Raw genomic sequence first — 24,746 nt, forward strand, 5'->3', positions numbered from 1 at the left:
GATGGCAGTGCACCCCTGATTTGCCCGACGTGTCAAGGTGATTTCGTAAAAAGCGAAATAACGCCCGGCACCGGCCGGCGACTGTGCATGGGGTTGTTTTCGATATTTTGGTGTCAGTGCCCGCCGAGATAGGCGGTGATCAGCCGAGGATCGTGAATCAGGTCCTTGGCGGGGCCGGACTGCACGATCTCGCCGGTCTCCAGCACGTAGCCGTAATCGGCCGTCTCGAGCGCGGCGCGGGCGTTCTGCTCGACCAGCAGGATCGAGACGCCGAGGTCGCGGAGCGAGGCGATGGTGCGGAAGATCTCGCGCACTATCAGCGGCGCAAGGCCGAGACTGGGCTCGTCGAGCATCAGCAGCGCGGGCTTTGCCATCAGCGCGCGTCCCAGCGCGAGCATCTGGCGCTCGCCGCCTGAGAGCGTGCCGGCGGCCTGGCGCTGCCGCTCGCTGAGCCGGGGAAAGCGATCATAGACCTCGTCCAGTGTCTTCTGGACGCCCGAGCGGTCGCGCAGGCTGTAGGAGCCGAGCAGAAGGTTGTCGGCGACCGACATGTCGGAGAACAGCTCGCGCTTCTCCGGAACGAGGCAGAGCCTGCGTTCGACGCGATCCTCGACCGACATCTTCCGGATGTCGCTGCCGCGAAATACCATGCTGCCGCGCGATGCGAGCAGGCCGATGGCGGCCATCAGCAGCGTGGTCTTGCCGGCGCCGTTCGGACCGATCACGGTCACGATCTGTCCCTCGTCGACCGACAGCGACACGTTGCGGACGGCCTCGACGTTGTCGTAGCAGACGGTCACGTCGGTCATGGAGAACATCCGGCTCACGCGACGCCTCCGAGATAGGCCTCTTGCACCCGTTCATCGCTGCGGATCGCGCTCGGGATGCCCTCGCAGAGCTTGGAGCCGAAATCGAGCACCACGATGCGGTCGACCAGCGACATCACGAACTCCATGTCGTGCTCGACGATCAGGATGGTCAGGTGATCCGCCCGCAGCGAGCGGAGCAGCTCCGCCAGTCGCAGCTTTTCCTGGCGGCGCAGGCCGGCCGCCGGCTCGTCCAGGACCAGCAGCGCGGGATCCGCGGCGAGGGCGCGCGCGATCTCCAGGATGCGCTGGTTGCCGAGCGGAAGATTGCCGGCGAGCTCGAACGGCTTGTCGCCGAGCCCGACGCGCTCGAGCTGCATCAGCGCCTCGTGGCGGGCGCTGGCTTCCTCGCGCTGGTTGAGGCGAAACGCGCCGGCGAACAGGCCGCTGCTGGTTCGGCTGTAGGTGCCGAGCATGACGTTCTCCAGCAGGCTCATGCGCGGCCGCAGCTTGACATGCTGGAAAGTCCGGGCGACGCCGGCCTTGGCGATGCGGGACTGCGGATCGCGCGTGATCGAGCGTCCGGCAAAGGCGATTTCGCCCTTGCTGACCCGCAGAGCGCCGGTCAGGCAGTTGAACATCGTGCTCTTGCCGGCGCCGTTCGGGCCGATGACGGCGAGGATCTCGCCCGATCTCACCTCGAAGCTGACATTGTTGACCGCGATGAGGCCGCCGAAACGGCGCTCGGCGCCATCGACCTTCAGAAGCAGCTCGCCCGGTGTCGGCTGCGGGCGGCGCGGCAGCGGTGGCGCCGGCTGCGGCCGTTCGCGCCTGATCTTCGGCAGATAGCGCGCGATGGAAGGCACGATGCCCTGCCGCGCCCATTGCAGGAACAGGATGAACAGCGCGGAGAAGGCGACGATCTCGAGCTGCCCGGACGCGCCCTTGGCGATCAGCGGCAGATAATCCTGCACGCTGTTCTTGAGCAGGGTGACGATGGCAGCGCCGACGACACCGCCGAGCAGGCTGCCCGCGCCGCCGACCATCGTCATCATCAGATACTCGATGCCCATGCTGGCATCGAACGGACCCGGGCTGATGAAGCGGCTCATATGCGCGTAAAGCCAGCCGGAGAGCGAGGCCAGGAACGCCGCGATCACGAATGTCACGAGCTTGATCCGGAAGGCGTTGATGCCGAGGCTCTCGACCAGCGTGTTGCCGCCGCGCAGTGCCCGCATGGCGCGACCGAGCCGCGAGTCCAGGAGATTGTAGCCGAGCAGGAGCACCAGGGCGACGATGCCCCAGATCAGGTAATAGATCTGGGCGCTGGAGACGAGTGCGAAGGAGCCGAGGCTGATCGGCGGGATCGACGAGATGCCGTTGAAGCGGCCGAGCCCATCGACGTTGCCGAACAGGAAGCCGATCGCGAGCCCCCATGCGACGGTCGAGAGCGACAGGAAATGGCCCTGCAGGCGCAAGGTGACGACGCCGAGGACAGCCGCGACGCCGCAGGTCAGCACCACCCCGAACAGCAGGCCGAGCCAGGGCGATTGCCCGTTCAGGGCGGAGACCCACGCCGTCGCATAGGCCGCGATGCCGACGAACGCGGCCTGTCCGAACGACACGATGCCGCCGACGCCGGTGAGCAGCGCAAGGCCGATGGCGACCAGCGAATAGATGCCGATATAGTTCATCAGCGTGATGCTGAACGGGCTCAGCACGACGGGTGCGAGTGCGAGGCACGCCAGTGCCGCTATCGCCGCGAGCTGAACATGAAGGCGCGTCATTCCTCGATCTCCTCCTCGGAATGCAGCGAGGCGAGGGATCGCCAGATCAGGATCGGGATCAGCAGCGAGAACACGATGACGTCTTTCAGCGCGCTGCTCTGGAACGATGCGAAGCTTTCGAGGATACCGACCCCGACCGCGCCAATCGCGGCACCGGGATAGCTGGTCATGCCGCCGACGATGGCGCCGACGAATGCCTTGAGGCCGATCAGGAAGCCGGAATCGTAGAACACGGTATTGACCGGCGCGATCAGGATGCCCGATACGCCGGCCATCAGCGAGCCCAGCAGATAGGCGATGGTGCCGGCGCGCGCCGGTCGGATTCCCATCAGCCGCGAGCCGGTCCGGTTCACCGCGGTGGCGCGGAGCGATTTGCCGACCAGCGTGAAGTCGAAGAACAGATAAAGCAGGCCGCTGAAGACCAGCGCGGCGATCACGATCAGCATGGTCTGGCCCGAGATCAGGACGCCGGCGAACTCGGTCGAGAACGACGTCAGCGGCTCGGTCCGGACCCCCTCGGGGCCGAAGAACAGCAGACCAAGACCGACCAGCGCGAAATGCAGCGCCACGGAGACCGTCAGCAGCAGCAGCACGGTGCCGTCGGCGATCGGACGGAAGACGATCCGGTCCAGCAGAGGAGCGATCGGCGTGATCAGCATCAGCGCCAGCACGAGCCGGACCGCAAGTGGCGGGTCCGTCCGCATGGCGAGCCAGGCGATACCGACCACTGCCAGGGGAATGGCGAGATAGAACAGCAGCGCGCGCGGCAGCAGGCGGATATCGCCGTTTCGAATGAGCGAAATGATCTCGATCAGGGTCGCAAGGCAAGCGAGCACAACGACCAGCGCGCCGGTCCCCGGAAAGCGCTTGGCATCGAGGGCCGCAAGCGTCAGCGCGGTGAAGGCGGCGATGTCGCCGAACGGAATGAAGATGACCCGCGTCACCGTGAAGATGAGGACGGTACCGATCGCCACCAGCGCGTAGACCGCACCGGTGGCGATTCCGTCGATCGCAAGGATGGCCGCGATGTCGCTCGTCATGGAGACGCCGTTCCCCCGTTCTGCCCGCCGGCCATCTTTCGCCTACGGCGCGTACTTCCAGGCGCCGCCGGTCAGGCGGACCACCACCAGCGAGCGCTCGTCGACGCCGGTCACCGCGCCGGGCTTGAAGTTGTAGACGGCATGCACGCCGGGCAGCTCCTTGGTGCTGAGGATGGCATCGCGCAGCGCGGTGCGGAATTCGGCCGTGCCGGGCTTTGCGGTCTTCAGCGCCCGCTCGGCGGCATTGGCAAAGATCAGCCAGGCATCGAAGGAGTAGGCGGAGAACCCGTCGGTGGTCGGAATGTTGTGGGTCTTCTGGTAGACCGCGCGGAAATCGAGCGCGATCTTCTTGGCAAAGTGCTCATCCGGAAGCTGTTCGGCCACGATCACGGGGCCCGCGGAGACCTGAATGCCCTCGGCGGCCTTGCCGCCCACGGTGACGAAGTCCGGATTGACCAGCGCCACGGTGCCGTAGGTATTGCCCTTGAAGCCGCGTTCGGAAAGCGTGATGAGCGGCAGCGCGCCCTGCGTGCCGGAGCCGCCGATCAGCACCGCGTCGGGACGCGCGGCCATGACCTTCAGGATCTGCGCGGTCACCGAGGTATCGGTGCGGGCATAGCGCTCGTTGGTCTGCACCTTGATGTCGTCGGTCGGCTCGGCGGCCTTGGCGCCGTTGTAGACGAGGTCGCCCCACGCATCGGAGAAGCCGATATAGCCGATGTTTTTCATGCCGTCGCGCTTCATCCGGTCGGCGACGATTTTAACCAGCAGCGAGGCCGGCTGCGGCACCGCGACCACCCATTGCTCCGGCGAGTCCGGAAGCTTGCCGAGGGGCGAGATTGCGATCATCGGCACCTTCAATTCGCTGGCGACGGCCGCCATGGCGATGGTCGAGGGGGTCGTCGCGGTACCGATTATGAGGTCGACCTTCTCCTCCTCGACGAGCTTGCGCGCGTTGCGCGTCGCGGCCGACGGATCGGAACCGTCGTCGAGCTGGATCAGGCGGATAGTCTCGCCGTTGATCGTCTTCTTGTATTCATAGGCGGCATTGATGCCGCGCCCATAGGGGATGCCGATCGACGCGCCGTTGCCGCTCAGCGAGGTGACGAAGCCGATCGTGATGTCGGCCTGCGCCGCCGGTGCCGCGAACACGCCGGCGACAAGTGCGAGTAACCCCAGGGTCTTCTGCCGCATTTGCGTTGTCCTCCGTTGATGCTGGGTACGAATGTCTGCAAGCCGGGCAGGAGCCCGAGCTACGAACGAACCGGTTGAAGGCATTGCTGCAGCGCCAGACGCCGGGCGCTGCGAGGGGAAATTTCGCTCGGCCGGGGCGTCAGCGGCCATGGCAACGCGTGCCGCTTGAATAGCGGGCGGGGCGACTGCAGCCCGCGGGCGTCTGTCGAGGCGAAAGAAGACGAATGCCGTCGACGCGCTGCGCGACCGGCGATGCTGCTGCCGGCCATTGCGGCCCGACGCTAGTCCACGCGATTGAGTTTCTCAAAATCGGTGCCCTGCAACATCATCTTCATGGCCACCGGCAGCGGCCGGTGGTCGATTACTTAAAGCCTAAAGTATTCTCCGTGGCGCCGTCAACACGTGTCACGGGGCTGTCAGAAAAAAATGTTGTTGCATACAATTTCGTCCGCGCGCGCCATTTTCCTTCATTTCTTTCTCCCGAAAATTGGGTCGTTGGGCTGCGATGGAGCAGTCGCCTTGGCAGGCTCCGCCGCGCGCATTTGACGCGTCAATTAGTTTATGGTTGAAATATCTGCGTCGGCAGGCCGACGGCCGATGCTCCCGTCACCGCTTGAGGAGAAGGGCGATGCGCATCTTCTGGCAGAGTTTCGTCGATGCGAGCGTGAACGCGCCCTATATGTCGCGGCTGTCGGAGTACCTCAACAACATCGCCGCGCCCGGCACGACGGTTCAGGTCGAGGGCATTTCGCCGCCGGACCGGGAGTTCGGCCGGCTCGCCGAACTGCGCTGCGCGGTTCAGGCCATCGACAACGGCATCGCGGCCGAAGAGAGCGGGTTCGACGCCTTCGTGATGGGCCACTTCCAGGATCCCGGGCTTTACGAGCTCCGTGCGACGCTCGACATTCCAGTGATCGGGACCGGCGAGGCGACGTTGCTTGCGGCCTCGCAGCTCGGCCGGCGGCTCGGCCTCGTGACGCTCGATCCGGTGTTCGAGGTCTGGCACTACGAGCAGGCCGAACGTTACGGGCTCGGTGATCGCGTCGTTCATGTGACCGGCCTCGGTTGCAAGCCGGAGGATTTCGCGCAAGCGTTCGCGGGCGATCAGGCGGCCCATGGCCGGATGATCGAGGATTTTCTGGCCTGCGCCCTTCCACTGGTGGAGCGCGGAGCCGACGTGGTGATCCCCGCCGGCGTGCTGCCGGGCCTGCTGATTGGGCGGGAGCACGGCCTGAAGGTCGGCCACGCACCAGTGGTGAACTGTGCTGCAGTGGCATTGAAGAGCGCCGAGATGTGGGTGCAGCTCAGGCAGCTCAACGGCACCGAGCCGAGCCGCGGGCCGAGCTTCAAACGCGCCAGCGCGCTCGCCCGCGACGATTTCCGGGCGATGCTCGCGCGCAACAAGCGCTAACGGGAACAGCCGGTCAGTTCTGGAGAACGAGTCATGATGAGACCCGAGAAGATCCTCTACGAGACCGAGGTGACGGCGACGGGCGGCCGCGACGGCAAGTGCCGACGGACTGCTGTCGGTGTCGCTGTCCGTGCCGAAATCGCTGGGCGGCCCCGGCGGCGAGGGGACCAACCCGGAGCAGCTCTTTGCGGCCGGCTATGCCGCGTGCTTTCTCGGCGCGGTCAAGCTCGTGGCGCGCACCGGGAAGATCACGCCCTCTGCCGAGCCGTCCGTCATCGCGAAGGTTGCCATGGGACCGGTTCCTGTCGGCTATGCGCTCGCGGTCGAACTGAGGGTCAACTTGCCCGGCGTCGAGAAGGCGGTGGCGGAGGAGATCGTCGCGGGCGCGCACGAGCGATGCCCCTATTCGAATGCTATTCGTAGCAATATCGACGTGAAGCTGACGGTGATCTGAGGCGGCAGGCAAGGCAGGCGGCTGGTGAAAAATTCGCTGCGCACACCGTATGAGGGCATCGTGATGGCGGCTCCCGTCACGATTCCCTATGCGCGCTATTCCATTGAGAGCGCGCAATGGTGGATTGGCCGCGCGCTGAGCGCGCTGGTCGCGAAGGCCGGCATCAAGGCGTCCGACATCGACGGCCTGTGCGTTTCCAGCTTCACCATGGGGCTCGACAGCGGGATTGGACTGACGCAGCATTTCGGGCTGTGCGTCCGATGGCTGGACACGATCCCGCTCGGCGGTGCCAGCGCCATCGCGGCCTTGCGGAAGGCGGCGCGCGCGGTGCAGGCACGCGATGTCGATATCGTCGCCTGTGTGGCCGGCGATACCAACCATGTCGATTCCTTCCGCCTGACGCTCGAGAATTTCTCGCGCTTCAACCAGGACGCGGTCTATCCCTATGGTGCGGGTGGCGCCAATGCGAGTTTTGCGCTGATCGCGCGCAATTACATGCGGACGTATGGCGTCACGCGGGAGGACGTCGGCCGGATCGCGGTCGCCCAGCGCGCCAACGCGCTGCGCAACCCGCATGCGCTGATGAAGACGCCGCTGACGATCGAGCAGTATCTGGCGGCGCGTCCGATATCCGACCCCATTCACCTGTTCGATTGCGTCATGCCGTGTGCCGGCGCCGAGGCCTTCCTGGTGATGCGGGACGAGACCGCGGCATCGCTCGGCTTGCCGGCCGCGCGATTGCTGTCGACCATCGAGCGGCACAACGCCTTCGCCGACGATCCGATGCAGGTGCGCGGCGGCTGGGCGATGGATGTCGGGGAGCTCTACGCGATGGCCGGCGTGAAGCCCGACGATCTCGATGTGGTCCAGACCTATGATGACTATCCGGTCATCACGATGATGCAGTTCGAGGATCTCGGCTTCTGCAACAAGGGGGAGGGCGCGGCCTTCGTTCGTCAGCACGATCTGACGATTGGCGGCGACTTCCCGCACAACACTTCGGGCGGCCAGCTCTCCGCCGGGCAGGCCGGTGCCGCCGGCGCCTATCTCGGGTTGGTCGAAGGATTGCGGCAGGTCCTGGGCGAAGCCGGCCCGACGCAAGTCAAGGATGCAACCCTCGCTCTGGCCTCGGGCTTCGGTATGATCAACTATGACCGCGGCCTGGCCTCCGGTGCCGCGATCTTTGCAGGGCCTGCGCGATGATCGATCCGATTGAGCCACCCCGGCGCAAGAACCCGCTGCTGCGGACGCGGCTTCCCGCGTCGCCGCCGCGGCCGCGCAGCCGGACATCACACGGCTTCACGCGCGCCGCCGCCGAAGGACGCTTCATGCTGCAACGCTGCGAGGCCTGCGGCGCCTTCGCCTACCCGGCGCGCGAGGCATGCCCCGCCTGCCTGTCGGCCGGTCTTGCGTTCGTCGATGCGCCGCGGCGCGGCGCGCTGCTGGCCGAGACGACGGCGCGGGTGCCGAGCGACGTTTATTTCCGCGAGCGGGCGCCCTGGCGCATCGGTCTCGTCAAGATGGACTGCGGTCCGACGATGGTGGCGCATCTGCATGCCGACTGTGCCGAGGGCGCGCCCGTCCTGATGTCGTTTCAACTCGATAAGAGCGGTCAGGCGGTGGCCTTTGCCCGACCCGAGGGGGAGACGCCCAACATGGCAGACGACCGGCAATGGCGGGAAATGACGGCCGATCCGAAATTCCGCCGAGTGCTCGTGACCAACGGCCGCAGCCTGATCGGCCAGGAGGCCGTTGCGGCGCTGAAAGCCGCGGGCGCGAAGACGGTGTTCGTCGGCGTTTCCGAACCATGGCGGCCTTTCGCCGGCGAGCAGCTGTTGCGCGGACAACAGGGGATCGAGGTCGTGACGCTCGACGCGGCCGATGAAAAGTCGGCGACTGACCTCGCGGCCGACATTGGCGGCAAGGTCGACATCCTCGTCAACACGACGGAATATGTGCGGCCCGGCGGCCTTCTCGACCGCAGGGGCACCGGCATCGCGCGGGATGAGATCGACCAGGCCTATCTCGGCTTCATCAACCTTGCGCAGGCCTTCGGTCCCGCGATGCGGATGCGGGGCGCGGATGGTGTCAGCAGTAGCGCCGCCTGGGTCAATATCCTGTCTGTCTACGCGCTGGCGAACTGGCCCGCTTTCGGCGCCTACTCGGCGTCGCAAGCCGCCTGCCTGTCACTGTCGCACTGTCTTCGCGCCGAGCTCAGGCCCGGCGGCGTCAAGGTGATGAACCTGTTCACGGGACCGGTCGACACCGAGTGGTTTCAGACCGTGCCGCCGCCCAAGGTCGCGCCGCGCGCCGTTGCGCAGGCGATCGTGTCCGGGCTCCGGGGCGGGCTCGAGGAGATCTATGTCGGGGACGTCGCCGAGGAAATCAGGCAGCGTCTTGCCGCCAACCCGAAAGCGCTCGAGCGCGAGCTCGACAGATAAGATCAGGATCTCAACAAGACGGGAGGACGTGACGATGCAAGGCAAGAATCTCCTGGAGCTCGCAGGTGCAATTTCGTCCGGCGCGGTGCGCGTAGTCGATCTGACCTTCACGCTCAGTCCGGATTTCCCGGTCATCGTGCTGCCGCCGGAGTTCGGCCAGGCCGCTCCGGTCCGGATCCAGGAGATTTCGCGCTATGACGGTCGCGGTCCGGCCTGGTACTGGAACAATGTGACGTTCGGCGAGCACACCGGCACGCATTTCGACGCGCCGATTCACTGGTTCACCGGCAAGGACCTGCCGAACAATTCTGTCGATACGATGCCTGCCAAGGACATGATCGCGCCGGCCTGCGTCATCGATTGCTCGGCGGGCGCGGCAAAGGATCCTGATTTCCTGATCACGGTTCCGCTCGTCGAAGCCTGGGAGGCAAAGCACGGACGGATTCCCGAAAGGCACTGGGTTCTGTTGCGGACCGACTGGTCGAAGAAGGGCTGGCGCGACTACGCTAACCTCAGGGATGACGGCGCACACACGCCGGGTCCGAATCCGGCCGTCATGAAGTGGCTGGTGGAGGAGCGCGGCATCATCGGCTTCGGCACCGAGACGATCGGCACCGACGCCGGGCAGGCCGGCCATTTCGAGCCGCCTTATCCGGCGCATCACTTCCTGCATGGCGCCGGCCGCTACGGCCTGCAATGCCTCTGCAACCTCGATCAGCTTCCCGCTACCGGCGCCGTCATCGTGGCGTCGCCGCTGAAGATCCAGAACGGCTCCGGCAGCCCGCTGCGCGTGATCGCGCTGGTGTCGGCGAACTGAAGCGAGCGGATGGCGCTTGCCCGAAACAAGAAACGCAAATCAAGAAGGACAGGTGCAATGATCTCGATGAAGACCCTGCTGGCCTCGGCCGCATTGCTTGTCGCAGTTCCGCAGGCCAGCCAGGCCGAGATCCTGGTCGGATTCGTCACCGGCCTCAGTGGGCCGGTGTCGTCGATCGGGATTCCCAATGCAAAGGGCATCGCAGCCGGCGAGGCCTATGTCGGCGAAGTCGGCGGTGAGAAGCTCCGCGTCATTCAGCTCGACGACGCCTCCGATCCCACGGCGTCGGCGCGCAACGCGCGCAAGCTCGTTGAACAGGAGAAGGTCGACATCCTGATCGGCACATCGGGCGCGCCGCAGACGCTGGCGATGGCGACCGCCGCGATCGAGATGAAGATTCCGATGATCGCGGTGTCGCCGATCGCGCCGGTGCCGTCGGGCGATGGCGGGCCCTGGGTGGTGCAGACGCCGCAACCGACGCCGCTTCTCGTCCAGGGCATCGTCGATCACATGAAGGCGCAGGGGTTGAAGACGGTGGCGTTCATCGGCTTCTCGGATGCCTTTGGCGACCTGATGTACGATTCGCTGTCGCTAAGCGCCAAGGCGGCCGACATCAAGGTCATCGCCAACGAGCGATACGCCCGATCGGATTCGTCGGTGACCGCCCAGGTGCTGCGCGCGTTGGCGGCGCGGCCCGACGCCATCATGCTCGGCGGCACGGGAACGCCGGGTGCATTGCCGGTGATCGCTCTGTCCGAACGTGGATACAAGGGACCGCTTTACGGCAACCACGGGCTCATCAGCGCCGACTTCCTGCGGCTCGCCGGCAAGGCCGCCAACGGGATCATCTGCCCGACCGGGCCGGTGACCGCGGCCGAGCAGCTTCCGGCCAGCAATCCGATCCAGAAGGTTGCGCTGGATTTCCGCGCCGCCTTCGAGAAGGCGAACGGCGAGGCGCCGACCGACTCGTTCTCGTCCTATTCGTTCGACGGCTGGCTGCTGCTCGTCGATGCGGCCAAGCGCGCGATAGCGACCGGCGCCAAGCCGGGCTCGCCGGAATTCCGCACCGCGCTTCGCCAGGCGCTGTTCACCACCAAGGAACTGGCGGGGACGCAGGGCGTATACACCTACACGCCGGCGGATCGGCACGGTGTCGATGTTCGCGCGCGGATCCTGGTTCAGATTGAGGACGGAAAGTACAAGCTGCTGCCCTAATTGAGCGGCGGAGTGTGCCGGAGGGCGTTCGGCTGCGGCGCGAGTTGCAGCGCCAGCCTACGGCTTCTGCGTCGTATCCCTGACGGCGCCCTTGAGTTCGTCGAGCTCGCGGGTCAACCCATCGAGCCGGTCAGCGGGAAATCCCGCTAGCAGCTCGGCCAGCCACGAGCCGTGGCTCTTGGCCATGCGCCTGAAGGCTTTGCGGCCCTCGACAGTCATGCAAACGATCTGCACGCGCCGGTCGAGGTTTGAAGGCGTGCGGGTGATGAAGCCGTCCTCGACCAGCCGATCGACGATCGGCGTCAGATTTCCGGCAGACACCATCAGGCGCTTCGGCAGCTCTCCCAGCACCAGTCCACTCGGCTCGCGGTCAAGCTGGGCCAGGACGTCGAAGCGCGGCATCGTGAAATCGAATTCCTCGCGGAACCGGCGCCGCAGCTCACCCTCGATCAGGGTCGTGCAGGCGAGCAGCCGAAGCCAAAGCCGTGTCTGAGCCTTGTACTCGGCCTCCTGATCGCCCCCGTTCTTGGGCGAAACAGGCGGGGACGCCTTCGCGACTGCCAAATCGAATCTCCTCGGGCATCCGGGCCCGTTGAAGGTGTCGGCCTCGATGTAGGCTGCAAGATAGTTCGTGCCAAAAGTAAATTCAAGGCTCGTTCAGGGGGCGCGGACCGGCGCACACGGTGTGCCGAATCTGCGGTGTCCAGCCCGCCGGATGGCGATCGCCGTGGTTTCGCGACGAGTGCGCCAGCGTTCCCCGGCGAGCGCAGATATTTTATGTTTAAAATAAAAAGCGAGCATCGCTGCCAGCGCAGGATCAGCAAGACTTGCTCGGCGAAAAGATTGAAGGCCCGCCGGGCAACCGGGGTCGCATGACATTGAAGCCGTCGGCGCGCCGTTCCCGAACCAGATCCGGATGTTGTCAGCAATCTTCTCCGGCCGCCCGGCGATCACTCGATGGCCTCGCGTGCCCGCGAGATGCCGCACGAGCTGGCGGATCACCGGCCTCTCGCGATCGGCTGCAGGTAGCGGAAATCAAAGGAAAATGTGTCCTCGCGTGACGGTATTGTCCTCTGCCGGCGAAGACCAGCAATCCGCCAGACCGTCAGTCAATCGAATTTTCCTTTAGCGCTTGGTCGAGCGCCTCGACCAGTAGATCGCCGTGCTCCATGCCGAATGTCAGGGGCGGCCGAATCTTCAGCACATTCGCGCCGGGACCGGCCGCACTGATCAGAACATGCCGTCTGCGCATTGCATTGACCAGTTTCGTCGTCTCACCCGCGGCGGCCGAGTCGCCGCGGCGGAGCTCGACACCGATGAAGAGACCGGCGCCTCGAACCTCCGCCACGAGCTCATGCCGCGTGCGCAGCGCGGTGAGCCGCTCGCGCAAATAAGTGCCGATGCGCCTGGCGTTCTCGACCAAGCCTTGCCGCTCGATTACGTCGAGCACAGCCATACCGGCGGCGGCGGATACGGGATTGCCGCCAAAGGTGTTGAAATAGCGCGAGCGGGCGCCGAATTCCTTCAGCAACTCCGGTCGTGCCGCCATCGCCGCGATCGGATGGCCGTTACCCATCGGCTTGCCCATCGTGACCATGTCGGGGACCACGCCGTGGCGGGCAAAGCCCCACATGCCCTCGCCACAGCGACCAAAGCCGGGCTGCACCTCGTCGGCGATGAACAACGCGCCAGCCGCACGCGCGGCCTCCACCGCCGGCCGCAGGAAGCCCGGCGGATCGGCGAATACGCCGTCGCTGGAGAAGATCGTATCGACCAGCAGTGCGGCCGGACGAATGCCGCTGCGGGTCATATCGGCAAACGCTGCGCGGACGTGGCCCGCAAAGATCTCGCCCGTTTCATCGCCGGCGGACTGCGGTGCCGGCACCAGACGAACGTGGGGCGCGGTCGGTTCGGGCAGGCCGAGCGACGGCGACAATTCGGCAAGTGCGCCGGTCACGCCGTGATAGGCGGTCCGGGTGACGATGACGCCGGTGCCGCCGGTGCAGGTGCGGGCGACGCGGAGCGCCAGATCGTTGGCCTCGCTGCCGGTGCAGGTGAACATCATCTGGCCGATTTCGGCCGGGAAGGTCGCGAGCAGCCGCTCGGCGTAGTCGAGGATCGTCTCGTGCAGATAGCGGGTGTGGGTGTTGAGCACCGCGGCCTGCCGCGCGATCGCCTCGATGACGTGCGGATGGCAGTGGCCGAGGCAGGCGACGTTGTTGTAGGCGTCGAGATAGCACTTGCCTGCGGCGTCGTACAGCCAGATGCCGTCGCCGCGCACCACATGCACCGGCTGCTCGTAGAACAACCGGTAGGCGGGGCCGAGCAGGCGGTTGCGGCGCTCGATCAGCTGCTGGGTCGAGGTGTCGGCCGGCATCGTGTCACTCTCCCTGGCAGGCACGCTCGATCTGCTGCGTGGCCTGTGCTCGCGTCAGTGTCGCGATCCGGGCAAGCCGGGCCGACGCCTGTCTGTTGTTGCGCAGAATATACCCGCTGTTCTCCGGATAGCGAGCGGCCCTGATATTGCTGATCACGATCGTCATCACCATACGGGTCGCGATCAGGTCGAACAGGATGCCGCGCTCGCGCGGTTCGAGTGGCGAGACCGCATGATAGGCCGCAATCACATCGAGCGCCGGCGCCAGCGGCGCGTCGCTGTCGGTCACCTGATAGGCCGCTGCGATTGCGAGGTCGTTGATGCGGGCGGTCGCGGTCATGTCGCCGAAATCGATGATGCCGCAGACGCGGGCCTGCGAAGTGGCGTCGACGACAATGTTATGCGGATTGAGATCGTTGTGCAGAGGTTGCCGCGGAAGCTGCGCCAGCACAGGAACGGCGTCGGCCTCGAAATGATCGAGGGCGCGTTCGACCATTTCGCGCTGGGCAGATGGCACCGCGCCGAGCAACGGCCGCAGTTCGGCGGCATGCTGAATGTCCCAGAGCAATTTGTGATTTGCACCGGGATGAACGAAGTCGCGCAGCGCAACGGCGAGCTGCGCAGCGCAGCGGCCGACATCACCGCGCAGCACTGCCGACGGCGGCGCCTGGTGCATCGGCGTTCCCGCAAGGAACGTCAGCAGCCGCACCACCCTCATCGAGCCGTCCTCGAAGCAGATCTCGAGCTCGGTCGCGCCGCTCCGCGCCGGAATAATGCGCGGAATCGGCAGCAGCGGGTCACGGACCGCGACGTGGCGCAGCGCCTCGGTCTGCAGATTGGTGACGGCGCGATCCTCGGTGGGATTGGCGATCTTGAGGACGTATTCGCGTCCGTCCTGCGTGCGCAGCCGGAAATTCTGGTCTCGCTCGCTGTCGAGCCGGCGAATGTCGGGCGACAGGCCGTAATATTCACCGACCAGCGTCTGTGCCTGCGCCTCTGTAATCGGCCCCGCAGCGCGCAGCCCGTCGAGCGGGTGCGCGGCATCGGCGGACGAACGGGGGATTTGCATCTGGCGCTCCTCGATCTCGCAATCAATAACCGCGGGCGCGGTCGATTGCGTGCGGGGGACGCCGTCCAGCGCGGATCGCGTCTGCGGTCGTGGCAAGCGTCGTCGCGACGGCGCTGATGCTGACGTCGCTGGCGTCATGCGGCGTGACGGCGATTCGCGGATGGCGCCAGAACGGATGTAGCGCAGGCAACGGTTCGGTCGCGAACACGTCGAGCGCAGCTCCTGACAGCTGACCGCTGTCGAGTGCTTCGAGCAGATCGGCTTCGACAAGATGTTCGCCGCGCCCAACCTGGATCAGGTAGCCGCCGCGGCGCATGCAGCCGAACAGATCGCCGTTGAGGATGTTGCGCGTCTCCAGTGTGAGCGGCAGCAGATTGACCAGTACCTCGGTCTCGCCGAGCATCGCGGCAAGACCGGAGGGCCCGTGAAAACTCCGGGTCGCCGATGAAATCACCTTGGCGGTCCGGCTCCAGGACATCACGGGAAAGCCGAGATGGGCGAGGTCGACGGCGACGCGCCGGCCGATCTCGCCATTGCCGAGGATTCCGACCGGAACGTCCTGCGTGCGCCGCTGCGCGCGGCGTTGCCAGACCCGGTCGCGCTGCTGGGCGCTGAAGGCGGCAAAGCCGCGTTGATGCCCGATCGCATGCCAGGCGATGAAGCCCGACATCATCTGTCCCTGTCCAGGATCGACCACGCGCACCACGTCGACACCGGGCGGCAGGCTCGGGCAGGCCATGATGTTGTCGACGCCGGCGGCGATCGAGCACACCGCCTGCAACTCGGGATAGCGTTCGAACGCGTCGTCGGGCGGATGCCAGGCCAGGGCGAGCCGGACATCCGCAGCATCGCCGGCATGGTCGACCACCTCGATGTGCGGCGCAATGCGGGCAAGCTCCGCGCCGAAATAGTCGCGCAGATCGAGGCTGCTGCTGATCAGGGCACAACGCATGGTTCAGGCCGCACGCGACGAGGAAATCTGCCCGGGCACCGCGGCGAGCAGCTCGCGGGTGTAGGGATGTTCGGGCGCCGAGAACAGCGCCGCGGTCGGCTTCAGCTCGACGATCGCGCCGCGCTGCATTACCGCGATCCGGTCGCAGATTTGCGCCGCCACGCGCAGATCGTGGGTGATGAACAGCATCGACAGGCCAAGCCGCGCCTTGAGGTCTTCCAGCAGGTTCAGCACCTGCGCCTGCACCGAGACATCGAGTGCCGAGACGGCTTCGTCGGCGACGATGATTTCCGGCTCGAGCGCAAGCGCGCGGGCGATGCCGATGCGCTGGCGCTGGCCACCTGAGAATTCGTGCGGATAGCGTTCCATCGCGCTGGCATTGAGGCCGACGAGACCAAGTAGCTCAGCGGCACGCTGACGTGCGACCGCCGGATCGGTGCCATGGGCGATCGGCCCGTCAGCGATGATGTTGCCAACCTTGCGGCGCGGGTTGAGCGAGGCGAACGGATCCTGGAAGATCATCTGGATGCGGCTGCGCTCCCTGCGCAGCGCGCGGCCGGCGACGCGGGTGAAATCGGTGTCGCCGAGGCGGACCGTGCCTTGGTCCGGCTCGATCAGGCGCATCACGAGGCGGGCGACGGATGACTTGCCGGAGCCGGATTCGCCGACCAGGCCGACGGTCTCGCCTTGCAGGATGTCGAAATTGACCTCGTTCGCGGCGCGTACCCGCCGCCCCGGCTGGAACCAGCCGCCGCCGCTGACATAGGTCTTGTCGAGACCGACGACCTCGACCGCCTTGGCGCGATCCGCGAGCGGCGCGCGCGGTGGCGGCTGCATCGAGGGCACCGCCGCGAGCAGCGCCCGCGTGTAGGCGTGTTGGGGGCGCCGCAATACGTCGTCAGCCGCACCCTGTTCGACCACCTTGCCGTGCTGGAGCACGACGACGCGGTCGGCGATATCGGAGACGACGCCGAAGTCGTGGGTGATGAACATGACTGCCATGTTGCGGCGGAGCTGCAAATCGCGGATCAGCTCGAGGATCTGTGCCTGTGTCGTGACATCGAGCGCAGTGGTCGGCTCGTCCGCCACCAGCACGGCGGGCTCGAGCGCGAGCGCCATCGCGATCATCGCACGCTGGCGCTGGCCGCCGGACAGCTGGTGCGGGTAGGCGCGCATCGAGCGCTCGGGCTCGGGCAGGCCAACCTCGCGCAGCAGCTGCAATGCCTTCTGCTTGCGTTGGCGTGGCGTCAACAGATTGTGCGCCTCGAACATCTCGGCGATCTGGTCGCCGATCCGCATCAACGGATTGAGCGCAGTCATCGGCTCCTGGAAGACCATCGCGATATGGCGACCGCGAAGCGCAAGCCAGCCGGAATCGTCAAGGGTGAGCAGGTTCTGGCCGTCATAGGCAATCTCGCCGGCCTCGCGGATGATGGTGTCGGGCAACAGCCCCATCAGCGCATGTGCGCACATCGACTTGCCGGAACCGGACTCGCCGACCACGCAGAGGATCTTGCCGGGCACGAGATCGAACGAGACCCCGTCGACGGCGTAGGGGCGGTCGGAGCCCGGTGGCAGCGCGAGCTTCAAATTCTTGATCGAGACGACGGGTGCGGCCGACATGCGTCAACGCCCTTCCTTGTTGAGGCGCGGATTGAACGCGTCGTTGAGCCCTTCACCGATCAGGTTCAGCGCCAGCACCGAGAGCAGGATCGCGATGCCTGGGAACAGCGTGATCCACCAGGCCTGGCGGATCACGGTACGGCCGGCGCCGACCATGTAGCCCCAGGACATCAGATTGGGATCGCCGAGACCGAGAAAGGAGAGCGAGGATTCCAGGAGGATCGCGGTCGCGACCATCAGCGAGGCCAGCACGATGACGGGCGACAGCGCATTGGGCAGGATCTCGCGCCAGATGATCCAGCTGTGGCTCTGTCCGGTGACGATCGCGGCCTGGACGTATTCGCGCGTGCGCAGCGACAGCACCTCGCCGCGCACCAGGCGGGCGACAGGCGGCCAGCTCACGATCGCGATCGCCAGCACGATCGAGACGATCGAAGGCTGCAGGATCGCAACCAGCACGATGGCGAGCGCGAAGCTCGGCACGGTCTGGAAGAATTCGGTGAAGCGCATCAGGGCGTCGCCGACCTTGCCGCCGAAATAGCCGGCGAGGGCGCCGACGGGAATTCCGACCGCGAGGGCGGCCATGGTTGAAACGAGGCCGACCAGCAGCGAGACGCGGGCGCCATAGATGATACCGGCGAGCACGTCGCGGCCGAGCGCATCGGTGCCGAGCGGCAGGCCGGGCATCGTGAACGGCGGCAGGAACGGCCGCTGCACCATGCGCCAGGGCGAGGTCGGAAACAGCAGGGGTCCAAAGATCGCGATCGCGATCGCGAGCAGCAGGATCGTAAGGCCGATCACGCCGCCGGGGTTGCGCAGCATGGTGCGCCAGAACTTGCTCATGAGGCGAACTCGATGCGGGGATCGACCGCGCGGTAGATCAGGTCGGTGATCAGGTTGAAGGCCAGTACCATCGCCGAGCACACCACGAAGACGCCGAGGAGCAGGTTGTAGTCGCGCTGCAGCAGCGCCTCGTACATCAGGCGGCCGATGCCAGGCCAGGCGAACACGGTCTCGGTGAGCACGGCGCCGCCGACCAGCGTGCCAGCCTGCAAGCCGGCCAGCGTCACCACCGGCAGCAGCGCGTTGCGCAGCACATGGCGGCGCTGGATCACGGCATCGCGCAGGCCCTTGGCGCGCGCGGTCTTGACGAAGTCATGCCGCTTCACCTCGAGCATCGAGGCGCGGGTCATGCGGGCGTAGGTGGCCATGAAGAACAGGCCCATCGTCGTCGCCGGCAGGATCAGATGGGCGCCGACGTCGAGCACATGGGCGAAGCCGGTGTAGTTGGCGCCGACGGTCTCGTAGCCGAAGCTCGGCAGCCAATCCATCGCGACTGAAAACAGCAGGATCGCCATCAACGCCACCCAGAACAACGGCGTGGCGTAGAAGATCAGGGCCAGTATCGTGATCGCGGTGTCGGCCCAGGTGCCGGCAAAACGTGCGGCGAGTGTGCCGAACAGGACGCCGAGCAGCAGCGAAATCACGAAGGCCGTGACAGTCAGCAGCAGCGTCGCCGGCAGCCGCTCGGCGATCAGCTTGGCGACCGGCATCTGCTGGCGGAACGAGAAGCCGAGATCTAGCGTCACGATGCCCTTGACGTAGCGGTAGAGCTGGACCGGCAGCGGCTGGTCGAGCCCGAACTTCTCGCGCAACTGGGTGACGAAGATCTTGTCGCTGGCGCCGGCCTCGCCCGCCATCACCATCGCCGGGTCGCCCGGCGCCATCCGGATCAGCATGAAGTTGAAGACCACGATCGCGAGCAGCACGACGACGGCCTTGGCAAGTCGCTGGGCAATGAAAGAGAGCATGGGTGACGTCGTTGCGTTCGAGGAAACGGCAGAAGCCGCGGCGCTGGACGGCGAAGCGGCGAGACGGGTCGTTACTTGTCGAGCCAGGCGTCGCGGAAGCCGTCGTTGACGCCGATCGCGGTGGTGACGAGGTTCTTGACGTTGCAACGGGTGATGGTCGGGAACTGGAGTTCGAGCTGCCAGGCCACCGGCACGTCGTCGGTCAGGATCTTCTGCGCCTTGAGATAGATGTCCTCGCGCTTGGAGTCGGGAAAGGCGGTGGCGCCGTCGGCGAACAGCTGATCGATCTCGGGGTTCGAGTAGCCTTCGACGTTGTTGAACGGCGAGCCCTTGGAGATCTGGCTCGAGATATAGTTGCGGCCGACGCCGAGCGCAGGATCGCCATACTGATAGAGATAGGTGAAGGCGATGTCGTAGTCCCAATCGGAGACCTTCTGGTTCCAGCCGGGAACGTCGGTTGCGATCATCTCGACATTGATGCCGACGTCCTGCAAATTCTGCTTCACGGCTTCAGCCCAGCGCTGCCAGGTTTCACCATAGGGCAGCGGCAGCAGGCGGACCTTCTCGCCCTTGTAGCCGGCCTCCTTCAGCAGCGCCTTGGCCTTGGCCGGATCGTAGTCGTAGGTGGTCACCTTGTCGGTGTAGTATTTGATCGTGGAGGCCGACGGGCCGGTCGCGACCTTGGCGAGGCCGTTCCAGATCACGTCCTTGGCGAAGTTGCGGTCGATCGCATACATCAGCGCCTGGCGGAATTTCTTGTTCGCGGTCGGGCCCTGCCGGTTGTTGAGCCACAGCCAGGAGTGCGGGCTGAAGAATTCCCAGCCGGCGCCGGTGACGCAGACATTCTTGAGCTTGGTGAGACGCGGCACATCGAAATTCTCGACCGAGCCGCCCGGCAGCACGTCGACCTTGCCGGTCTCGAACGCCACCGCGCGCGCCGCGGCGTCGGGGATCACGTGCCAGTAGATCTCGTCGAGATGCGGCAGGCCCTTGATGTAGTAGTTCGGGTTCTTGACCAGGTGGATGAACGAGCCCTTCTGCCATTCCTTGAACATGAAGGGGCCGGTACCAACAGGGGTGTTGTTCGCCGGATTGGTCTTGTAGTCGGTGCCTTCGTAGATGTGCTTGGGGATCATCGGCAACGAGCCGACCTCGAAGATGCCGAGGAACGGGCCGAATGGCTGCTTCAGCGTGAACACCACGGTGTAGTCGTCAGGTGTCTCGACCTTGTCGAGCTGGGCAAGGTTGCCGCGGGCGCGCGGATGGGTCTGCTTGAGGAATTCGATCGAGAACGCGACGTCGGCCGAGGTGAACGGCTTGTTGTCGTGCCAGGTGACGCCCTTGCGCAGCTTGAAGGTATAGATCTTGCCGTCCTCGCTGACGCTCCAGCTTTCGGCGAGACCTGGCAGCGGCTCGAGCTTGGGCGAGTAGCGCAGCAGGCCTTCATAGATGTTGCCGGCCACCATCTGGGTCGGGCCGTTCTGCACCAGGCCGACCATCAGGCCCGGCGGCTCCGGCTGGATCACCGCGTTGATCACGCCGCCGGATTTCGGCTCCTCGGCAAATGCCGCGGTGCTCAGGGCACTCGCCACCAAAAGACTCAACAGAACTCGCGTCAACATGTTCAGGCTCTCTTGTTCGATTTGCCCGGCCGCAGCTCCGAACCGGTATTCACGTTGCTTGAAAGCGCTCTAGTTCACGAAATCCGGATCGGTGCGCGCGAGCATTCGCTTGAAGGCCGCCCACTCGGTATCGGGCACGCCGTTGCTCTCGATGCTGTCGTAGAAGGTTGCGTATTGCCCGGCGGTCTTGTGCGCGACCGCGCCCGACAGCGGCGCGATCTCGGCGCCGGCGGACTGGATCGCAAGCTGCGCGCGGCAGGAGCGCTCCAGATTGTGCATCAGCTTGAAGGCTTCCGAGACCGAGCGGCCGCAGGTCAGCATGCCGTGATTGCGCAGTACCATCACGAACTTGGCGCCGAGGTCGGCGACCAGGCGCTCCCGTTCGTCGAGATCGAGCGCGATGCCTTCGTAGTCGTGATAGGCGAGGCAGCCGGTAAACTGCATCGACCATTGATTGAGCGGCAGCAGTCCCTGCTTCTGGCAGGACACCGCGACGCCGGCCACTGTGTGGGTGTGCAGCACGCAGGCGACGTCCGGCCGCGCGGCATGCACCGCGCTGTGGATGGTAAAGCCGGCCGGATTGATGCCGAGCCCGAGCGGATCGTCGATCACGATGCCGTCGAGATCGACGGTGACGAGGTTGGACGCCGTCACCTCCTCGAAGCGCATGCCGTAGGGATTGATCAGGAAGCGGTCATGACTGCCGGGCAGCCGCACCGAGATGTGGGTGTAGATGCTGTCATCGAGCCCGAGCCGGTGGATCAGCCGGTAGGCCGCCGCGAGGTCGATGCGAAATTGCTGGTTCTGGTCCTTCACGGCGTCGGGCCGCACATGCGTCGTCATCGTTGCTGCTAGTCCCTGTCCGCGGGCCGTTTTTGTTGCACTGCAATGCCCGCGCCACTAAACTGTCGACAATCTAAGAATTGATCAAGATCAAACTGTCGACAATCGACGATTAAATAATGTACAAGGGTCGAAACGGACCCATTTGATGCGCACGATTTCCCCTCCGGTCGGCTTGCCGGCCCTCAACGAGACCGACCTCGTCGGTCAGGTCGCCCGCCGTCTGACCGAAGCGATCGTGCAGGGGCGGTTGCCGCCGGGATCAAAGGTCGTCGAGGCCGGAATCGCGCGCGAGCTGGGGGTGAGCCGGGCGCCGGTGCGCGAGGCCGCGCGGCTGCTCGAGCAGCAGGGCTTGCTGGTCGCCAATCCGCGCCGCGGCTTCTTTGTCCGGCAGTTCGCTGCCGATGATATCGACGAGATCTACGACCTGCGTTTGTGCGTCGAGCGTCATGCCGCGGTGCTTGCCGCGCGCAACCTGACGCCGGAGACGCGCGACAAGCTGCGACGGCAAATCGACGTGCTGCACGAGACCGCCGATCTCGACGATCCGGCGCGGCAGGTCGAGGAAGACTATCGCTTCCATCGTCTGATCTGCGAGATCGCGGGCAACCGGCGCATGCTGCGGCTGTTCGACGATCTCGCCTCCGAGTTGCGCATGGTGATCGGCCTGATTGGTCGCCTCTATGACGATCCGCACGAGATTGCGCGCACGCATGAGCCGGTGCTCGCTGCGATCGAGGCAGGTCATCCCGAGCGCATCGTCGCGCATGTCGACTATCATATCGGCCATGCCTGGCGCGAAGTCGGACGGCTGGTGCGCGAGATTCCGCCATGGCCGGCGGCGGCGAAATAGCCGCGCGCGATGTTGCGATCTTTCTGATTCATCCAACAGGAGTGTCCCGTGAAGGCCGTCTACAGTGACCTGCACCGCAGCCATGATCCGCAGTTCTTCCTGGTCCGCGGCGTGGTCCAGCGCACCACCGAGCAGCCCGAGCGCGCCGATCGCCTGCTGGCGGGCCTGAAGGCCGGCAAGCACACGCTGATCGAGCCGACCAAATTCGGGCAGGGGCCGCGCGCCCGCGTGCACAGTCCGGAATATCTGAGCTTTCTCGCCGAGGCGTGGGAGCAATGGTCTGCGCTCGGCGATGCCGGGCCGGAGATGATCGCGAACATCCACCCGGTGCGCAACGCCGCCACCTATCCGACCCATATCGTCGGCAAGCTCGGCTGGCACACGGCGGATACCGCAGCGCCAATCGGCGAGGGCACCTGGGCCGGTGCCTGCGCCTCGAGCGACGTCGCGGTCACCGCCGCGCAGATGGTGCTGGACGGCGAGGATGCCGTCTATGCGCTGTGCCGTCCGCCCGGCCACCATGCCTATCGCGACATGGCCGGCGGTTTCTGCTTCCTCAACAACAGCGCGATCGCGGCGGAGCATCTGCGCCAGAAGCATGAGCGCGTCGCGATCCTCGATGTCGACGTGCATCACGGAAACGGCACGCAGGGCATCTTCTACGAGCGGGGCGATGTCTTCACCGTCTCGATCCACGCCGATCCGTCGTTCTTCTATCCGTTCGTCTGGGGCTACGCGCATGAGCGCGGCGCCGGACCCGGCCTCGGCGCCAATCTCAACATTCCGCTCGCCAAGGGCACCGGCGACGACGATTACATGAAGGCGCTGGCGGCGGCGGAGCGGGCGATCCATTCTTTCGCGCCGACCGCGCTCGTGGTCGCGCTCGGCCTCGATGCCTCCGAGAAGGACCCGCTGGCGGGCCTCGCCGTCACCACCGACGGCTTCCGCCGCATCGGCGAGGGGCTGGCCCGGTTCGGCCTGCCGACGGTGCTGGTGCAGGAGGGCGGCTATCTCTCCGACATCCTCGGTGCCAATCTGACCGCCGTGCTCGGCGGATTCGAAGCCGCGCGCTAGTGCCGTTGCGTTGAGGATGCGTCGCGCCATTCATGTCGCGGGATGCTCGGTATCGTGCCTTTCATCCCACCGTTGGCGCCACACATTCCGCGCCGGTCCGAGCAACGCTGGTTGGCAAGAGTGTCGTGATTGAATCAATCCCATCAACTGGATGTTGCGCCTCGAGCGACAAGGCTTGCTGCCGGACGGCGAGAGATGCTGGACAAGGGGCGAGTTTCGGCGCACTGCCAGGACGCAGAATTCCAAGGTGGTTGTCCTTCGACAAAGAAGCAGGGATTCCGCAAGCTGCGACGTCGGCGACTTTGGCCCTGACGACGGACAGGCCGATGCTTCATCCTGGTGAGACGGTAGAGTAAATCATTGAAATCGCAAGACTATCGCTTTTCTGTGGCTCCGATGATGGATTGGACGGACCGGCATTGTCGGGTCTTCCATCGCCTGATGTCGCGGCGGGCGCGGCTCTATACGGAGATGCTGACCACCGGCGCCGTGATCCACGGCGACCGGGCGCGGTTGCTCGGCTTCGATGCCAGCGAGCATCCGGTGGCGCTGCAACTCGGCGGTTCCGATCCGCGCGATCTCGCGACCGCCGCCCAGATCGGCGAGGATTTTGGCTACGACGAGATCAATCTCAATGTCGGCTGTCCGTCCGATCGGGTGCAGAACGGCCGCTTCGGCGCCTGTCTGATGGCGGAGCCTGTTCTGGTCGCCGAGGGCGTTGCGGCGATGAAACGCGCGGTGAAAATTCCCGTCACGGTGAAATGCCGGATCGGCATCGACGACCAGGATCCGGAAGTCGCGCTCGATGCGCTGGCGCGCGGCGTGATTGCCGCGGGCGCCGATGTGCTGGTCGTGCATGCACGCAAGGCCTGGCTCAATGGGTTGTCGCCGAAGGAAAACCGCGACATCCCGCCGCTCGACTATGATCGCGTCTATCGTCTCAAGGCGGCGCTGCCGGATGTCCCCATCATTATCAACGGCGGGATCACGAGTCTCGCTGAAGCGAAGCAGCATCTGTCGCAGGTCGATGGCGTGATGCTGGGGCGGGCGGCCTATCAGGAGCCGTGGCGGCTGCTGACGGTCGATTCCGAACTGTTCGGCGAGGTGTCGCCGCATGCGACGATGAAGGACGTGTTCGAAGCGATGCTGCCCTATATCGAGCGGCAATTGGCCGAGGGCACGCGGCTGCATTCGATCACGCGCCATTTTGTCGGCGCCTTCCACGGCGTCTCTGGGGCGCGTGCGTTCCGCAGGCACCTTGCGGAGAACGGCGTGCGGCCGGGCGCCGGGATCGAGGTGCTTCGCGACGCCGTCGCGCGCGTTGACGACCGCGCGCTTGCGCCGGTCGCGGCCTGAC

The 24,746-nt window shown here is 65.6% G+C and carries 22 protein-coding genes and 1 pseudogene; 10 read left to right on the forward strand and 13 right to left on the reverse strand.

Features of this window, described 5'->3' with window-relative positions; all coding sequences use genetic code 11:
• Nucleotides 1-113 precede the first annotated feature (113 nt).
• Genes CK489_RS23970 through CK489_RS23985 form a run of 4 tightly spaced genes read right to left on the reverse strand, consistent with a single transcriptional unit; the run spans nucleotide 114 to nucleotide 4,827 of the window.
• Complete coding sequence (locus tag CK489_RS23970; RefSeq protein WP_095734050.1) at nucleotides 114-827, reverse strand: ABC transporter ATP-binding protein; 714 nt, start codon at nucleotides 825-827, stop codon at nucleotides 114-116.
• The gene (locus CK489_RS23975) at nucleotides 824-2,593 is read right to left on the reverse strand and encodes a branched-chain amino acid ABC transporter ATP-binding protein/permease (RefSeq protein WP_095734051.1); all 1,770 of its coding nucleotides are present in this window, start codon (nucleotides 2,591-2,593) and stop codon (nucleotides 824-826) included. Before CK489_RS23975 ends, CK489_RS23970 begins: the two co-directional genes overlap by 4 nt.
• Nucleotides 2,590-3,633 carry a branched-chain amino acid ABC transporter permease gene (locus CK489_RS23980; RefSeq protein ID WP_050628959.1) on the reverse strand — a complete coding sequence of 348 codons (1,044 nt, stop codon included), beginning with the start codon at nucleotides 3,631-3,633 and terminating at the stop codon, nucleotides 2,590-2,592. The genes CK489_RS23975 and CK489_RS23980 overlap by 4 nt, the downstream gene beginning before the upstream one ends.
• A 42-nt stretch (nucleotides 3,634-3,675) precedes the next feature.
• Entirely contained in the window at nucleotides 3,676-4,827 is a 1,152-nt protein-coding gene (locus CK489_RS23985) for an ABC transporter substrate-binding protein (protein WP_050628960.1), read from the reverse strand.
• 224 nt (nucleotides 4,828-5,051) lie between these two features.
• Between CK489_RS23985 and CK489_RS40935 the strand changes: the two genes are divergently transcribed.
• The 7 genes and pseudogenes from CK489_RS40935 (at nucleotide 5,052) to CK489_RS24015 (ending at nucleotide 11,165) form a co-directional block, all read left to right on the forward strand.
• Nucleotides 5,052-5,396: a hypothetical protein gene (locus CK489_RS40935; protein WP_143278215.1), complete on the forward strand. Its 345-nt coding sequence runs from the start codon at nucleotides 5,052-5,054 to the stop codon at nucleotides 5,394-5,396.
• Nucleotides 5,397-5,455: 59 nt separating this feature from the next.
• A complete protein-coding gene (locus CK489_RS23990; RefSeq protein ID WP_198961007.1) occupies nucleotides 5,456-6,238 on the forward strand; it encodes an aspartate/glutamate racemase family protein in 783 nt (260 codons plus the stop codon).
• Between the two features lie 33 nt (nucleotides 6,239-6,271).
• A pseudogene (locus tag CK489_RS23995) lies at nucleotides 6,272-6,692 on the forward strand (organic hydroperoxide resistance protein).
• A 24-nt stretch (nucleotides 6,693-6,716) separates the two neighbouring features.
• Nucleotides 6,717-7,895, forward strand: coding sequence for a thiolase family protein (locus CK489_RS24000; RefSeq protein ID WP_095734053.1), 1,179 nt, complete (start codon nucleotides 6,717-6,719; stop codon nucleotides 7,893-7,895).
• The gene (locus tag CK489_RS24005; protein WP_095734054.1) at nucleotides 7,892-9,133 is read left to right on the forward strand and encodes an SDR family NAD(P)-dependent oxidoreductase; all 1,242 of its coding nucleotides are present in this window, start codon (nucleotides 7,892-7,894) and stop codon (nucleotides 9,131-9,133) included. The genes CK489_RS24000 and CK489_RS24005 overlap by 4 nt, the downstream gene beginning before the upstream one ends.
• 34 nt (nucleotides 9,134-9,167) lie before the next feature.
• Complete coding sequence (locus CK489_RS24010) at nucleotides 9,168-9,950, forward strand: cyclase family protein (protein WP_198961008.1); 783 nt, start codon at nucleotides 9,168-9,170, stop codon at nucleotides 9,948-9,950.
• A 57-nt stretch (nucleotides 9,951-10,007) separates the two neighbouring features.
• Nucleotides 10,008-11,165, forward strand: coding sequence for an ABC transporter substrate-binding protein (locus CK489_RS24015; RefSeq protein ID WP_198961009.1), 1,158 nt, complete (start codon nucleotides 10,008-10,010; stop codon nucleotides 11,163-11,165).
• Between the two features lie 57 nt (nucleotides 11,166-11,222).
• Here CK489_RS24015 and CK489_RS24020 read toward each other — a convergent pair whose 3' ends face one another.
• From CK489_RS24020 to CK489_RS24065, 9 genes are all read right to left on the reverse strand, one after another.
• Nucleotides 11,223-11,729: a MarR family winged helix-turn-helix transcriptional regulator gene (locus CK489_RS24020; protein ID WP_050628963.1), complete on the reverse strand. Its 507-nt coding sequence runs from the start codon at nucleotides 11,727-11,729 to the stop codon at nucleotides 11,223-11,225.
• Between the two features lie 541 nt (nucleotides 11,730-12,270).
• A complete protein-coding gene (locus tag CK489_RS24030) occupies nucleotides 12,271-13,542 on the reverse strand; it encodes an aspartate aminotransferase family protein (RefSeq protein WP_095734057.1) in 1,272 nt (423 codons plus the stop codon).
• A gap of 4 nt (nucleotides 13,543-13,546) precedes the next feature.
• A complete protein-coding gene (locus tag CK489_RS24035) occupies nucleotides 13,547-14,611 on the reverse strand; it encodes a phosphotransferase (RefSeq protein ID WP_158226498.1) in 1,065 nt (354 codons plus the stop codon).
• Between the two features lie 22 nt (nucleotides 14,612-14,633).
• On the reverse strand, nucleotides 14,634-15,563 hold the full coding sequence (locus tag CK489_RS24040; RefSeq protein WP_095734059.1) for a 2-hydroxyacid dehydrogenase: 930 nt from the start codon (nucleotides 15,561-15,563) through the stop codon (nucleotides 14,634-14,636).
• A gap of 3 nt (nucleotides 15,564-15,566) precedes the next feature.
• Complete coding sequence (locus tag CK489_RS24045; protein ID WP_095734060.1) at nucleotides 15,567-17,186, reverse strand: ABC transporter ATP-binding protein; 1,620 nt, start codon at nucleotides 17,184-17,186, stop codon at nucleotides 15,567-15,569.
• 3 nt (nucleotides 17,187-17,189) lie between these two features.
• Nucleotides 17,190-18,029 (reverse strand): ABC transporter permease, encoded by an 840-nt coding sequence (locus tag CK489_RS24050; RefSeq protein ID WP_050628968.1) that lies wholly within the window; start codon nucleotides 18,027-18,029, stop codon nucleotides 17,190-17,192.
• The gene (locus CK489_RS24055) at nucleotides 18,026-18,997 is read right to left on the reverse strand and encodes an ABC transporter permease (RefSeq protein ID WP_050628969.1); all 972 of its coding nucleotides are present in this window, start codon (nucleotides 18,995-18,997) and stop codon (nucleotides 18,026-18,028) included. The genes CK489_RS24050 and CK489_RS24055 overlap by 4 nt, the downstream gene beginning before the upstream one ends.
• A 71-nt stretch (nucleotides 18,998-19,068) precedes the next feature.
• The gene (locus tag CK489_RS24060; RefSeq protein ID WP_095734061.1) at nucleotides 19,069-20,619 is read right to left on the reverse strand and encodes an ABC transporter substrate-binding protein; all 1,551 of its coding nucleotides are present in this window, start codon (nucleotides 20,617-20,619) and stop codon (nucleotides 19,069-19,071) included.
• A 69-nt stretch (nucleotides 20,620-20,688) separates the two neighbouring features.
• Nucleotides 20,689-21,462 (reverse strand): class II aldolase/adducin family protein, encoded by a 774-nt coding sequence (locus CK489_RS24065; RefSeq protein ID WP_095734062.1) that lies wholly within the window; start codon nucleotides 21,460-21,462, stop codon nucleotides 20,689-20,691.
• Nucleotides 21,463-21,610: 148 nt separating this feature from the next.
• Between CK489_RS24065 and CK489_RS24070 the strand changes: the two genes are divergently transcribed.
• The 3 genes from CK489_RS24070 to dusA all read left to right on the forward strand — a co-directional run bounded on the left by CK489_RS24070 (nucleotide 21,611) and on the right by dusA (nucleotide 24,745).
• Nucleotides 21,611-22,315: a GntR family transcriptional regulator gene (locus CK489_RS24070; protein WP_050628972.1), complete on the forward strand. Its 705-nt coding sequence runs from the start codon at nucleotides 21,611-21,613 to the stop codon at nucleotides 22,313-22,315.
• A 48-nt stretch (nucleotides 22,316-22,363) separates the two neighbouring features.
• Nucleotides 22,364-23,389: a histone deacetylase family protein gene (locus tag CK489_RS24075; protein ID WP_095734063.1), complete on the forward strand. Its 1,026-nt coding sequence runs from the start codon at nucleotides 22,364-22,366 to the stop codon at nucleotides 23,387-23,389.
• 360 nt (nucleotides 23,390-23,749) lie between these two features.
• Nucleotides 23,750-24,745, forward strand: a complete 996-nt coding sequence (gene dusA, locus CK489_RS24080) for a tRNA dihydrouridine(20/20a) synthase DusA (RefSeq protein WP_095734064.1) — start codon at nucleotides 23,750-23,752, stop codon at nucleotides 24,743-24,745.
• Nucleotide 24,746: the final 1 nt, after the last annotated feature.

Origin of the sequence: Bradyrhizobium sp. UFLA03-84 (assembly GCF_002289535.1) — a bacterium.
In the GTDB taxonomy this organism is placed as follows: Bacteria; Pseudomonadota; Alphaproteobacteria; order Rhizobiales; family Xanthobacteraceae; genus Bradyrhizobium; species Bradyrhizobium viridifuturi.